A 12,102-nucleotide genomic window follows, 5' to 3' on the forward strand; every position below is an offset into this window, starting at 1 on the left:
TAATTGTTAGTGTGATAAGTAATTGGCAAACTCGGTGGTCCGCGGCTGCGTGAAGTGGCTGCTGTCGCCTTGCTCCACTACGTGGCCGTTTTCCATGTACACCACGCGGCTGGCGGTCTTGCGCGCCACTTCCACTTCGTGGGTGACGATCACCTGAGTGATGCCGGTGCCGGCCAGTTCGCGAATGATGCTGACGATCTGGGCGGTGATTTCCGGATCCAGCGCCGCGGTCGGTTCATCGAACAGCAGCACCTGCGGTTCCATCATCAGGGCGCGAGCGATCGCTACGCGCTGCTGCTGGCCGCCGGAAAGGTGCAGCGGAAAGCGATCGGCGAAGTCGGTCAGGCGCAGACGCTTGAGCAGCTTGTCGGCGCGCTCCATCGCCTGGGCCTTGGTCAGACCCAGCACGCGGCAAGGCGCTTCGATCAGGTTCTGGACCACGGTGAGGTGAGGCCACAGGTTGTATTGCTGGAAGACCATGCCGACATTTTGCCGCAGTTCGCGAATGGCTTTTTCGCCCGGCGCCTGCTTGAAATCGAATTGGTTGCCGGCGATCTTTAGCTGACCCGAACGCGGCATTTCCAGCAGGTTCAGCACCCGCAGCAATGAACTTTTCCCGGCGCCGCTTGGGCCAAGCAGCACCAGGGTTTCCCCGGCTGGACATTCCAGCGTGATGTCAAACAGCGCCTGGTGAGCGCCGTAATAGCAATTGATACCGTTAAGTTGAATACTCATGCGCCAGAATTGAATAGACATTGATGCCGCAAATGTTAACTTCCACAGAATACTTATGCAATCTTTGTGCGTTAAAATTTATGAGTGTGCGGCGGGACAGTAAAAGATTAGCACAAGATACCGCGACTCAGGCCGAGGGAGGGGATTTGTGGCGCAGGCTGTGAGATCGGTAGCGAAATTTTTTCTATCGGACGAAATCTGAACGGCGCAAGGAGAGGTAGGAACGACCGACGCGGTGGGCCCGCGTCGGCCGGGGAGTGCGGGTTATCGGTTTTCCAGCACCTGACGCACGCTGCCGTTGGTGGCGTGCGCTGGAACATTCAGGTAGCGAATATCATCAACTACCCAGCAGGTGCCTTCGCGCACCATCAGCACTTCGTCTTGCCAGTTCACGGTGCTGTTGGCGTCTTTCTGGTAGCTCAAATCAACGCGCAGCGGGATGTTCTTCGCATCGGTGTTGGGAATGGTCGAGGCGCTGGCGACGGACGCGCTGCTTGGCCCCTGCGCGTTGCCGGAGAATAGATCGCCGGTTATCTGATGCTTGCCCGGATTTTGAGTGGCGCTGACCAGATCCTGATACAGCACGTTGCTTAGATAAGGCTGCAGCTGCGCCAGGCGGTTGCTGTCCGGCAGGCTGGAGCCTTGCTGGATGCGCAGGTCATAGAACTTTTGCGCGACCGTATCCGGGCCGCCTTCCACACAGCTGCCGCTGCGGGTGCCGATTTCCTTGTATGCCGGTTCCACCGTGGTACAGGCACTCAGCAACAGCGCTAAGGGTAAAACAGCCGCAATCGTTTTTGTTTTCATCTTATTACCTTATGTGAAAGTCTCTACCATGAAGACCGATAGCTTACAGTATAAATGCGTTTTTTGGCCTTGCATTCGTACTGCGTGCCATTGATTAAGCGAACATAATGCCAATCTTCTGGTCATAGATACGTTGAATTAATCAAACAAGGAGTTCTGATGCAGCTTTCAACTACCCCGACCCTGGAAGGGTTTACCATCACCGAATACTGCGGTGTCGTCACCGGCGAAGCGATCCTCGGCGCCAACATTTTTCGTGATTTTTTCGCCGGCGTGCGCGATATCGTCGGCGGCCGCTCGGGCGCTTATGAGAAAGAGCTGCGCAAGGCGCGCCTGATCGCGTTCGAAGAGCTGGAAGATCAGGCGAAAGAGCTGGGCGCCAACGCGGTGGTCGGCATTGATATCGATTATGAAACCGTTGGCAAAGACGGCAGCATGCTGATGGTGACCGTCAGCGGCACCGCGGTGAAAGTGAGCCGCTAACGCCATGCTTTCTTTTCGCCCCGGCCATTCCGCCGGGGCGACATCCTCTTGATTTATCCCACCTTGTGCTGCTCGACGATTGGGCGGTGTTCCTGCGGCTTCGTGGGCACCGGCTCCTGGCGATGCGGCATCGGCTGAACGGACGTCTGATGGAGCTGCGGCGCCGGGGCCGCATGCGGCATGATGCGCTGTTGCGGCGCCGTCATCGGGCTTATCGCCGCCGGATGCTGCGGCGCTGCCGGTTCGCGGATCACCGGCTGAGCGACGTGCGGAGCCGGCTGAATCTGCGGGCGCGCGACGGCAGGATGCATCGCCGCAGCGGCCGGCATCGGATGCGTCTGCAGCGGCGCTGAATGTACGGCTGTCGGCTGCTGTGGGTGAGGCGCCGTCGGAACGGCATGCGTGAACGTCGGCGTGCTCATCGGCTGCTGTGCATGGGGCGCGATGACCGGTTGTTGCACGTGTGGGGCGGCCGCTACCGGCGGGTGTACGGCTATCGGCTGCTGTACGTGAGGCGCCACCGGCTGAGTATGCGCAAAGTTCGGCATGGTCATCGGCGCGTGGGCCGCAGGCGCGACGCGCGGCTGTTGCGGCGCAGCGTTAGGCACCGGTTGGCTGAAACGGGGCGCCGGCGCGGCGGCGGTATTGTAGTTGTTCACCGTGCTGGTGCTGCTGCGATTCACAGTGTTCACGTTGTTATATTGGTTGATGTTAGTGACGCGATTCACCACGGTGGTGGAATGCGATACGTAAGGCGCATTGCGGTAGACCACCGGCTGGCGCCGATCGTCCCAGCGCATATCCCAGTTGTGCCAGCCGCTGTTGTGTTGGTTGAGCAAAGAGGCCACCGCGATGCCGACGCCGAAGCTGATCACGCCGGCCGCCAGCATGTCGCCGCCGCTGTAGCCCGAGGGCTGATACTGATAGCTCGGATAGGCCGGGACCGGCGTGCCGTAGGCCTCCCAGGGATCGTAATGCGGGACGTAAACCGTATCCGGCTGGCTGGGTTCGATAACGATGGTCTCGCCCGGTGCCGCCACCACGCGCTGGCGATAGGGCTGCTGTTCGACATAACGCGTCGTCGGCGCCACGACGATGCGCTGCTGCGGAGTGTTTTTCAGCGTGCCCTGGCTGGCCGCCCGTTGACGCATCACCTGAATGGCGTTCATCACGTCGGTGGGATCGTTCAGGTAGGCGCTGCCCAGGGCGGTGGTCCAGGGGATGTTTTTCGCCATTTGATCGAGCACGTCGGGGAATTGCACCAGGCCGCGCACGCTGGGATCCCAGGGCTGAGCGTCGGCCGCCGAGCTGAGCGCCGCCGGTTGCAAGCCGCGGTTTTGCGCCAGCCAGGCATCCGCGGCGCTGATTTGGTCAGGATAGCCCGCGCCGGCCAACACCTGCGCCAGCAGCTTGTCGGGGAACAGCGCCACCGGGCTGACCAACTGGTACAGTTGATCGGCGCTCAACGGCGTATAGGCCGGCGCGCTGGCACTGGCGGCTGGAGCGGCAGGGGGCGGAGTGCCCCCGCCCATCGCATCGGCGACTTTTTGCCGATCGCAGCCGCTGAGCGGCAGCATGGCGGCACAGAGCAACCAGGACAGATAGCGTGGCGTGAACATGTTCGACTCCGCTCTTTCAGCGCAGATGATACTTTGAGACTATCATGGGCGGGAAAGGCCGCCAGCCGGGAGCAACACTCGCTTGCACATCGGCGCTATCTGTCATTATTTCTCGATGAGCGTGATGATTGGATACAGATTAATCGCGTCGCGTTACATCTTTCACGGACGTCAATCAGGAGGATAAGTGAAAATTTGGCCAGGGATCATCGCCGCCGCGCTGTTGGCGGGATGCCAAAATCCGCAGCAGGACACGCTCGTCGATCGTGGCGTTTACCAGCTCGAAACCTTGCATCAGGCGCAGGGCGCCGATCAGCGCATTCGGTTTCTGGTGATGCACTACACGGCGGAAGACTTTCATTCATCACTGAAAACGCTGACCGATGAACACGTCAGCGCACACTACCTGTTGCCGGCGCATCCGCAGCGCGAACACGGCAAACCGACGGTGTACCGGTTGGTGCCGGAGGCGATGCGCGCCTGGCATGCCGGCGTCAGCGCCTGGCGCGGGCGCAGCAATCTCAACGACACCTCGATCGGCATTGAAATCGTCAACAAGGGGTTCACCCGCAGCATGCTGTTCACCCATTGGCAGCCTTATACGGCGGAGCAGATCGCCGTGCTGATCCCGCTGAGCCGCGATATCATCCAACGCTATGGCATCCAGCCGCAGGACGTGGTGGGGCACAGCGACATCGCACCGCAGCGCAAACAGGATCCCGGCCCGCTGTTCCCCTGGCGGCAACTGGCGCAGGCCGGCATCGGCGCCTGGCCGGACGAGGCAGACGTGCAGCGTTTGCTGGCGGGGCGCGATCGCCATGCGCCGGTGCCGTTGGCGCCGCTGCTTGATAAGCTGGCGCGTTACGGCTACGCGGTTGATTCGTCATGGGATGCGCGGCAGCAGCGCAATGTGCTGGCGGCGTTTCAGATGCATTTCCGGCCCGACGATGTTCGCGGTGAACCGGATGCAGAGAGTGAGGCGATTATCGATGCGCTGCTGTTGAAGTACGGCGCGTGGCGTTGATTACAGGCCGTGCAGTTTGCCGTGATCTTTCAGCCAGCGGGCGGTACGCGCGATGCCTTCTTCCAGCGAGACGATCGGCTGATAGCCCAGCTCTTGCTGCGCGCGGGTGGTATCGAGCGTGAGATCGAAGTTGAGTTTGGCGACGCCGTAATGGGTCAACACCGGCTCCTTTTCGCTTTTGCTGCCCAAGCGCTCCATGCCGCGCGCCATCATGTCGAGCATCGGATAGGGGACGGAGCGGATGCGGCACTTCATGCCCAAATCGTCGATCAGCTGCTGCACCACGGTGCGCAGCGGGCGCGGCTGCTGGTTGGTGATGTTGTAGGCGCGGCCGGACGGCGTGTCTTCTTTTAGCGTCGCCAGCCACATGGCGTGCACCGCATTCTCCAGATAGGTCATGTCCACCATCGCCGCGCCGCTGCGCGGCAGCAGCAGGTTGCCGTAGCGTTTGATCATCTGCAGCAACCGCGGCAACATCACCTTGTCGTGTGGCCCGAACAGGCCCTGCGGGCGCAAAATGGTGAAATGGGTCTGCGGATTGGACAGTGCCAATTGCTGGATCACCTGCTCGCCGGCGGCCTTGCTGCGCGCGAACTCGTTGGCGTAACGCTGCGGGCGAAAGTCTTCGGTCACGTTGCGGTGATGGTGGTAGTCGAAATAGATCGCCGGGGAAGAGATGTGAATGAACTGCGCCACGCCATAGGCCGCCGCCCATTCGCCGAGGCGGCGGGTAGCGCGGACGTTGGCCAGTTCGAAGGCTTCTTCGGTGCCCCAGGGCGAGGTAAAGCTGGAGCAGTGCCACAGCACATCGACGTCCGCCAGCATCGCTTTGGCCTGCGAAGAGATCAGGTTGGTGAGATCGGCATGAATGAACTCCGCGCCCATTTTTTCCAGCAGGCCGCCCATCGCCTGGTTGCGGCCGGTGGCGCGCACTTTGATGCCCTGGCGGCGCAGATATTCAACGGCGTTACGGCCTAACCCACTGGTTGCACCGGTGACCAATACCTTCATAACGGACTCTATTCTCACCCAAAATCGGAATACCGGCGGGCGCTTGCGGCGCTCCCAGCAAATAAGATGCCATTCTTCCGTGATTTCGTGCGCTATGCAATCGGAAAGCCCCGAAGCACAGCGGCAAACTGTGCGGTTGATCGACAAATGAACGGCATTCAGCGCTGTTGGCGATCCAGGTTCTCGGCAAGCTCGGCGATGCGCTTCGCCATGCCGCGAAAAATGAACAGATGCGCGGGCATCATGGCGAACCAATACAGCAGCCCGCTGAAGCCGGCCGGATGCCACCAGGCGCGCACGTCCAGCGTGCGGCGATCGCCGCGATCGGTAATGGTGAAGCTCAGCCGCCCCAGCCCCGGCGCCTTCATGCCGAACAGCAGCGCCAGCTGCCGCAGCGGCTTCAGCGTGATGACTTTCCAGCCGTCGATCTCGTCACCCAGCGCCAGGGACGCGCGCGCCGGGCGGCCATAGACCACGCCGTTGCCGATCATGTCGTCCATGCGGGCGCGGATCCGCCACAGGATATTGGCGTAGAAATAGCCTTCCTCGCCCCCCAACTGCTGCACCGTTTGCCACAGCGCCTGGCTGGAGGCGGCGGTGTCGAGCGAACATCCCGCCTGTTTCGGGTAATAGCCGTAGCCGGGGCGCCAGCGGGCCCGCGCCGCCGGATCGTAGCCCCAGTCGGCGGAATCGACCACCTCCAGTTCGCGCTGCAGCGTGGCGGTGACCGCCTGATCGAAGGTGTGCAGACGTTGCGGGATCAGGGCCTGCAACGGTTTGCCGTCGGCGGGCAGATCGTGCTTCAGGCCCTGGCTCAGCGCGCGCGCGATCGGCGTCGGCACCGAGGTGATCAGGCTGATGAACCACACTGAAATCAGCCGCGTCGGCAAGGGGATCGGGATCAGCCAGCGCCGCTTGCCGCTGATGGCGATAAAGCGTTTGAACATATCCTGATAGCTGAGGTATTCCGGCCCGGCGACGTCGAAGATTCGGTGTTCCTGCGCCGGGTGCGCCAGCAGATCGGCCAGATAAACCAGCAGGTTCTCCAGCGCCACCGGCGAGGACTTCGAGCGCACCCAGCGCGGCGGCGTCAGCACCGGCAGGTTATAGACCATGTCGCGCATCACTTCGAACGCCGCCGAGCCGGGGCCGACGATGATGCCGGCGCGCAGCTCGGTCACCGGCACGCCGCTCTGGCGCAGGATCTCGCCGGTCAGGCGGCGCGCCGCCAGGTGCGGCGAGCTGTCGTCGTTCGGCTGCAGCGCGCCGAGAAAGATCACCTGCTTGACGCAGGCATTGCGCAGCGCGTCGCGCAGATTTTCCGCGGCCTGGCGTTCCTTCTCGATAAAGTCGTCGCCGTCGCCCATCGCGTGCACCAGATAGTAAAGCGTATCTATCTCCCACAGCGCCGCGCTCAGGGTTTCCGGGCGGTACAGATCGACATACAGGCAGTTGACCTGCGGCCAGTTCTGCTCCTGCAGCCACTCGATGCGCCGCGCGGCGGCGGTAATCTGGTGCCCCTGTTCGATCAGGTGCGGGATCAGGTTCTGGCCTATATAGCCGCTGGCTCCAAGAACCAATATGCGTTGGGGTGTCATCGTGCCGCCTTGTGCGGTGAAAGAGTCGCAGAGCGACAGGATGCCAAATTCAGGGTTTAAATGCACTTTTTGTATGGGTATAAGCCGGTTGCATCCGCCGCGGCGCAGGTTCACACTACGCGCCCCTTATCGAACGAAGACCGGATGTCATGAAGCTCAATGTGATTTGTTACGCCCTGCTGGGCCTGGCGCTGATCGCCAGCCTGTTCTCGCCGCATCCGGTGTGGATGTGGCTGCTGTCGGCCAATCTGCTGACGTTTCTGATCTACGGCGGCGATAAGCTGGCTGCGCGCAAGGGGTGGCGACGGGTGCCGGAGGCGACGCTGTTGCTGTTCGGCGCGCTGGGCGGCTGGTTGGGCGCGCTGCTGGCGCAACAGCTGTTTCGCCACAAGACCCAGAAGCAGCCGTTTAAAACCTGGTTTATTCTCAGCGTGGCGCTCAACCTGGCGGCGGTGCTGGGGCTGTGGTACTGGGTTTACGGCCGCTGGATCTTCTGATTACAGCAGCAGCGGCAGAGTCGCGCTGGCGGTGGTCTGCATCGCCTGAGCGTAGGCGGGATCGCGCTGAGTCAGTTCGGCGATCATCAACTCCACCAGCAGCATGGCGCCGACCTTGGCCGGCAGGGCGCCAGCGGTCAGCGGCCCTTCCGGTTTGGCCGCCACCAGCAGCGTATCCGCCATCTTGGCCAGCGGGCTGCGTTGGGTATTGCTGACGGCGATCACGCGTGCGCCGCGCCCTTTGGCCAACGTCACCGCATGCAGCACGTCCTTGGTTGAGCCGGAACTGGAGATGACGATCAGCAGATCCCGCTCATTCAGCGAGGCTGCATTCATCGCCGCCCGGTGCATGTCGCTGAACAGCTGCGCCGGTTTGCCGAGGCGCAACAGCTTGTAGTGCAGGAAGTCGCCGATGATGGCGCTGGCGGCGACGCCGTAAATCTGCACCGAAGCGCAACGTTGCAGGCTGTCCGCCGCCTGTTGCAGCGCCTGCGGATCCAACAGCGCGCCGGTATCCCGCAGCGCCTGTACGCTCTCTTCCACCAAATTTTCCGCCGCGCTTTGGCGCGTCGCCGCTTCCGGCTGGCTTTGTTGCAAGCTGAGGGCCAGCGCCATTTTAAATTCGGTATAGCCTTTGCAGCCGAGATGGCGGCACAGCCGCGTGACGCTGGCTTCGCTGGTGGCGCTTTCACGCGCCAGTTCGGTGATGGTCAGGTAAACGGCGCGGGAGGGCTCCGCAAGAAGATAGTTGCCGAGCTTTTGCAGCGTGGGGCTGTACCCCGCCAAATCCTGCCGCAGCCGCAATAACAAGTTGCCTGTATTCATCACGTTACCTTTCTGAGTATTCCCGTTTCTATTGTGGCGGAAAGACGCCGCGGCTCGCCAGTGAAATCGACGGATTGTGAAGCCGATCATCGTTATGAATAAATTTTTCATTAAAACCATTTTAATGTGGTAAAAATTTTCATCACAAAAATGATATCGGGGGAAAATTTATGTCAATACCAGAATTGCCGCGCTCCGGCGGCTGGTTCGAAAAAGCCCAGCTGTTCGGCAAATCGTTCATGCTGCCGATCGCCGTGCTGCCGGCGGCCGGCCTGCTGTTGGGGATCGGCGGTGCGCTGTCCAATCCCAATACCGTCGAGGCGTATCCCTTCCTCGATGTCGGCTGGTTGCAAAGCATATTTACCGTGATGGCCAGTGCCGGTGCTATTGTGTTCGCCAACCTGGCGGTCTTGTTCGCGGTCGGCGTGGCGGTGGGGCTGGCCAAAAGCGACAAGGGCACGGCGGGGCTGGCTTCGCTGATCGCCTATCTGGTAATGAATGCCACCATCAATGCGCTGTTGAAAATCAACGGCACGCTGGCCACGCAGAACGCGGGCGCGGTGGGGCAGGGAACGATTCTCGGGATCCAGACGCTGGAGACCGGGGTGTTCGGCGGGGTGGTCATCGGTTTGGTGACCTGGTATCTGCATGGCCGCTACAACAAGATAGCGCTGCCGCCGTTCCTGGGTTTCTTCGGCGGCTCGCGCTTTGTGCCGATCGTCAGCTCGCTGGCGGCGATGACGGTCGGTGCCCTGATGACGGTGGTGTGGCCGCATTTCCAGCAGTTGATCTTCGGCATGGGCGGGCTGGTAGACGCCAGCGGCTATCTCGGTACCTTTATCTACGGCTTCGTATTGCGCATGCTCGGGCCGTTCGGCCTGCATCACATCTTCTATCTACCGTTTTGGACCACCGCGCTCGGCGGCAGCGAAGTGATCAACGGACAGCTGGTGGAAGGCACACAGCGCATTTTCTTCGCCCAGTTGGCCGACCCGAATACTCAGCAGTTCTATATCGGCACGGCGCGTTTCATGTCCGGCCGTTTTATCACCATGATGTTCGGCCTGGTCGGCGCCTGCCTGGCGATGTACCAGAGTGCGCGTCCCGAGAACCGCAAACGCGTCGGCGGACTGTTGCTGTCGGCGGCGCTGACTTCGTTTCTGACCGGCATCACCGAACCTATCGAATTCTCGTTCCTGTTTGTCGCGCCGGCGCTGTACGTGGTGCACGCGCTGTTCGACGGCCTGGCGTTCATGATCGCTCACATCCTGCATATCACCATCGGCCAGACGTTCTCCGGCGGCTTTATCGATTTCATGCTGTTCGGCGTGCTGCAGGGCGAAGCGAAAACCCACTGGATGTACGTCCCGCTGGCAGGGGGGCCTTGGTTCTTCCTGTACTACTTCACGTTCCGTTTCCTGATCGTGCGCTTCAACTTTAAAACGCCGGGGCGCGAGGCGGAAACCTCGCCGGAAGCGGTGATGACGGGCACCGAACGCTCGCAGCAGGTGCTGGCGGCGCTGGGTGGCAAAGAGAATATCGTCGAACTGGATTGTTGCGCCACGCGGTTGCGCGTGACGGTGAAACAGAGCCGGTTACTGGACGAAAGCGGGCTGAAGGCCAGCGGCGCACGGGCAGTTATCGTTCGCGGCAACGGTGTTCAGGTGATCTACGGCCCGCACGTCACCATCATCAAAAACGAAGTCGAGGAGTTGTTGGATTTATGACGCTTTCCATTTTGCAGCAGATTGAGGGGCGCCTGGTGGTGTCTTGCCAGGCGCTGGACGACGAGCCGCTGCACAGCGATTTTATCATGTCGCGCATGGCGCTGGCAGCCGAGCAAGGCGGCGCGGCGGCGATCCGCGCCAACGGCGTCGAAGACGTCAAAGCTATCATGCGCACGGTGGCGCTGCCGGTCATCGGCATCATAAAGCGCGATTATGCGGGCAGCGACGTCTACATCACGCCGACCCTGCGTGAAATCGATGAGTTGATGGCGGCGGCGCCGCAGATGATCGCGCTGGACGCCACCGGCCACCCGCGGCCGGGGGAGTTGCAGCTGGCCGCGTTGGTCGCCGCGATCCGCGCCAGGTATCCCCGGCTGTTGCTGATGGCGGACATCGCCACCCTGGAGGAGGCGCAAGAGGCCGCCAGGTTGGGTTTCGACTGTGTGGGCACCACGCTGTACGGCTATACCGCTGAAAGCCGGGGCGCCCGACTGGCGGATAACGATTTCGGCTTTCTGCGTGCGGTGCTGGCGGCGGTATCGGTGCCGGTCATCGCTGAAGGCAATGTCGAAACGCCGGCGATGGCCGCGCGCTGTCTGTCGCTGGGGGCGCATGCGGTGGTGGTAGGGGGCGCCATTACCCGCCCGCAACAGATCACCCGCCGCTTTGTCGACGCCATCGGCGGGCGATAAGAGACTTCCCGGCGCACCGGGAGGGGAAATCAGGCGTGCTGCTGAAGAAACTCCTGCCACAGTTCGACCACCCGCTGCAGATCCTGACGGCTGACGTCGAGGTGGGTCAGAATGCGCGTCAGCGGGCCGCTGCTGATCAGCACGCCGCGTTCGCGCATCCACGGGCCGAATTTGGCCGCCAGCGCCGGCGTTTGGCGCAGGTACAGCACGTTGGTCTGCGCGCCGGGTTCGGCGATCTCCACGCCGATCTGCCGCAGCTGTTGCTCTAGCCAGACCGCGTTGTCATGGTCTTCGCGCAGCCGCGCGACGTTATGCTCCAGCGCGTAGAGGCCGGCCGCCGCCAAAATGCCGGCCTGGCGCAGCCCGCCGCCGGTCATCTTGCGCCAGCGCAGCGCGCGTTGGATGAAAGCCTCGCTGCCGCACAGCAGCGAGCCGACCGGCGCGCCCAACCCTTTCGACAGGCAAATGGTGAAGGTGTCGCAGTACTGCACGATCTCTTTTAGCGGCAGGTTCAGCGCCACGGCGGCGTTGAAGATGCGCGCGCCGTCGATATGCAGCGCCAGCTGCCGCTCGCGGGTAAACTGCCACGCCTGCTGCAGGTAGGCCTGCGGCAAGACTCTGCCGCTGATGGTGTTTTCCAGGCTCAACAGCCGGGTGCGGGCGAAGTGGATATCGTCGGGTTTGATGGCGGCGGCGAGCTTGTCCAGCGGCAGCGTGCCGTCGGCGTCGGCCTCGATCGGCTGCGGCTGGATGCTGCCCAGCACCGCTGCGCCGCCGGCTTCGTATTTGTAGTTGTGCGCCTGCTGGCCGACCAGATATTCATCGCCGCGCTGGCAGTGGCTCAGCAGCGCCACCAGGTTGGCCTGGGTGCCGCTGGGCAGAAACAGCGCCGCTTCTTTGCCCGACAGACGCACCGCCTCCGCCTCCAGCGCGTTGACCGTCGGATCATCGCCGTAGACGTCGTCGCCGACTTCTGCCTGAGCCATCGCCTGGCGCATAGCGGCGCTGGGGCGGGTAACGGTGTCGCTGCGTAGATCGATAAGCATAGGGTTCCTGGAATGTAAGGGAGAGGAAAAGGGTACAT

Annotated in this window: 12 protein-coding genes; 5 read left to right on the top strand and 7 right to left on the bottom strand. The window is 62.1% G+C overall.

The features are described 5' to 3' along the window. Nucleotides 1–6: 6 nt before the first annotated feature. Together artP and J9788_RS00185 are read right to left on the bottom strand one after the other, a co-directional pair. Nucleotides 7–735: an arginine ABC transporter ATP-binding protein ArtP gene (gene artP, locus J9788_RS00180; RefSeq protein ID WP_089192582.1), complete on the bottom strand. Its 729-nt coding sequence runs from the start codon at nt 733–735 to the stop codon at nt 7–9. A gap of 264 nt (nt 736–999) precedes the next feature. Beyond that, nucleotides 1,000–1,542 (bottom strand): lipoprotein, encoded by a 543-nt coding sequence (locus tag J9788_RS00185; protein ID WP_094142943.1) that lies wholly within the window; start codon nt 1,540–1,542, stop codon nt 1,000–1,002. A 159-nt stretch (nt 1,543–1,701) separates the two neighbouring features. Here J9788_RS00185 and J9788_RS00190 point away from each other — a divergent pair, with 159 nt between their 5' ends. Next, entirely contained in the window at nt 1,702–2,025 is a 324-nt protein-coding gene (locus J9788_RS00190) for a heavy metal-binding domain-containing protein (RefSeq protein WP_004928400.1), read from the top strand. Between the two features lie 53 nt (nt 2,026–2,078). Here J9788_RS00190 and J9788_RS00195 read toward each other — a convergent pair whose 3' ends face one another. Then, nucleotides 2,079–3,644, bottom strand: a complete 1,566-nt coding sequence (locus J9788_RS00195; RefSeq protein WP_182264809.1) for a DUF3300 domain-containing protein — start codon at nt 3,642–3,644, stop codon at nt 2,079–2,081. Nucleotides 3,645–3,831: 187 nt separating this feature from the next. Here J9788_RS00195 and J9788_RS00200 point away from each other — a divergent pair, with 187 nt between their 5' ends. Next, nucleotides 3,832–4,668: an N-acetylmuramoyl-L-alanine amidase gene (locus J9788_RS00200; protein ID WP_046897054.1), complete on the top strand. Its 837-nt coding sequence runs from the start codon at nt 3,832–3,834 to the stop codon at nt 4,666–4,668. Here the strand turns inward: J9788_RS00200 and J9788_RS00205 are convergent, their stop codons facing one another. Next, on the bottom strand, nt 4,669–5,679 hold the full coding sequence (locus J9788_RS00205; RefSeq protein ID WP_046897055.1) for an NAD(P)-dependent oxidoreductase: 1,011 nt from the start codon (nt 5,677–5,679) through the stop codon (nt 4,669–4,671). A gap of 158 nt (nt 5,680–5,837) precedes the next feature. Then, entirely contained in the window at nt 5,838–7,277 is a 1,440-nt protein-coding gene (locus J9788_RS00210) for a DUF2867 domain-containing protein (protein ID WP_182264808.1), read from the bottom strand. 149 nt (nt 7,278–7,426) lie between these two features. On the opposite strand from J9788_RS00210, the gene J9788_RS00215 reads away from it, so the two are divergent. Continuing rightward, complete coding sequence (locus tag J9788_RS00215) at nt 7,427–7,774, top strand: DUF1294 domain-containing protein (RefSeq protein ID WP_046897057.1); 348 nt, start codon at nt 7,427–7,429, stop codon at nt 7,772–7,774. On the opposite strand, the gene J9788_RS00220 is transcribed toward J9788_RS00215, so the two are convergent. Next, the gene (locus J9788_RS00220) at nt 7,775–8,602 is read right to left on the bottom strand and encodes a MurR/RpiR family transcriptional regulator (protein WP_046897058.1); all 828 of its coding nucleotides are present in this window, start codon (nt 8,600–8,602) and stop codon (nt 7,775–7,777) included. It lies immediately after the preceding gene. Between the two features lie 167 nt (nt 8,603–8,769). Here J9788_RS00220 and J9788_RS00225 point away from each other — a divergent pair, with 167 nt between their 5' ends. Then, nucleotides 8,770–10,326 (top strand): PTS transporter subunit EIIC, encoded by a 1,557-nt coding sequence (locus tag J9788_RS00225; protein WP_182264807.1) that lies wholly within the window; start codon nt 8,770–8,772, stop codon nt 10,324–10,326. Next, complete coding sequence (locus tag J9788_RS00230; protein ID WP_046897060.1) at nt 10,323–11,018, top strand: N-acetylmannosamine-6-phosphate 2-epimerase; 696 nt, start codon at nt 10,323–10,325, stop codon at nt 11,016–11,018. Before J9788_RS00225 ends, J9788_RS00230 begins: the two co-directional genes overlap by 4 nt. Before the next feature lie 29 nt (nt 11,019–11,047). On the opposite strand, the gene ltaE is transcribed toward J9788_RS00230, so the two are convergent. Next, nucleotides 11,048–12,064: a low-specificity L-threonine aldolase gene (gene ltaE, locus J9788_RS00235; RefSeq protein WP_046897061.1), complete on the bottom strand. Its 1,017-nt coding sequence runs from the start codon at nt 12,062–12,064 to the stop codon at nt 11,048–11,050. Between the last annotated feature and the right edge of the window lie 38 nt (nt 12,065–12,102).

It is taken from the genome of Serratia sp. X10 (assembly GCF_017811775.1).
Taxonomy (GTDB): Bacteria; Pseudomonadota; Gammaproteobacteria; order Enterobacterales; family Enterobacteriaceae; genus Serratia; species Serratia ureilytica.

What these genes read in the sequence shown, in the direction of transcription:
- artP (WP_089192582.1), bottom strand. Translation starts at nt 735, where the DNA reads ATGAGTATTCAACTTAACGGTATCAATTGCTATTACGGCGCTCACCAG.
- J9788_RS00185 (WP_094142943.1), bottom strand. Translation starts at nt 1,542, where the DNA reads ATGAAAACAAAAACGATTGCGGCTGTTTTACCCTTAGCGCTGTTGCTG.
- J9788_RS00190 (WP_004928400.1), top strand. Translation starts at nt 1,702, where the DNA reads ATGCAGCTTTCAACTACCCCGACCCTGGAAGGGTTTACCATCACCGAA.
- J9788_RS00195 (WP_182264809.1), bottom strand. Translation starts at nt 3,644, where the DNA reads ATGTTCACGCCACGCTATCTGTCCTGGTTGCTCTGTGCCGCCATGCTG.
- J9788_RS00205 (WP_046897055.1), bottom strand. Translation starts at nt 5,679, where the DNA reads ATGAAGGTATTGGTCACCGGTGCAACCAGTGGGTTAGGCCGTAACGCC.
- J9788_RS00210 (WP_182264808.1), bottom strand. Translation starts at nt 7,277, where the DNA reads ATGACACCCCAACGCATATTGGTTCTTGGAGCCAGCGGCTATATAGGC.
- J9788_RS00215 (WP_046897057.1), top strand. Translation starts at nt 7,427, where the DNA reads ATGAAGCTCAATGTGATTTGTTACGCCCTGCTGGGCCTGGCGCTGATC.
- J9788_RS00225 (WP_182264807.1), top strand. Translation starts at nt 8,770, where the DNA reads ATGTCAATACCAGAATTGCCGCGCTCCGGCGGCTGGTTCGAAAAAGCC.
- J9788_RS00230 (WP_046897060.1), top strand. Translation starts at nt 10,323, where the DNA reads ATGACGCTTTCCATTTTGCAGCAGATTGAGGGGCGCCTGGTGGTGTCT.
- ltaE (WP_046897061.1), bottom strand. Translation starts at nt 12,064, where the DNA reads ATGCTTATCGATCTACGCAGCGACACCGTTACCCGCCCCAGCGCCGCT.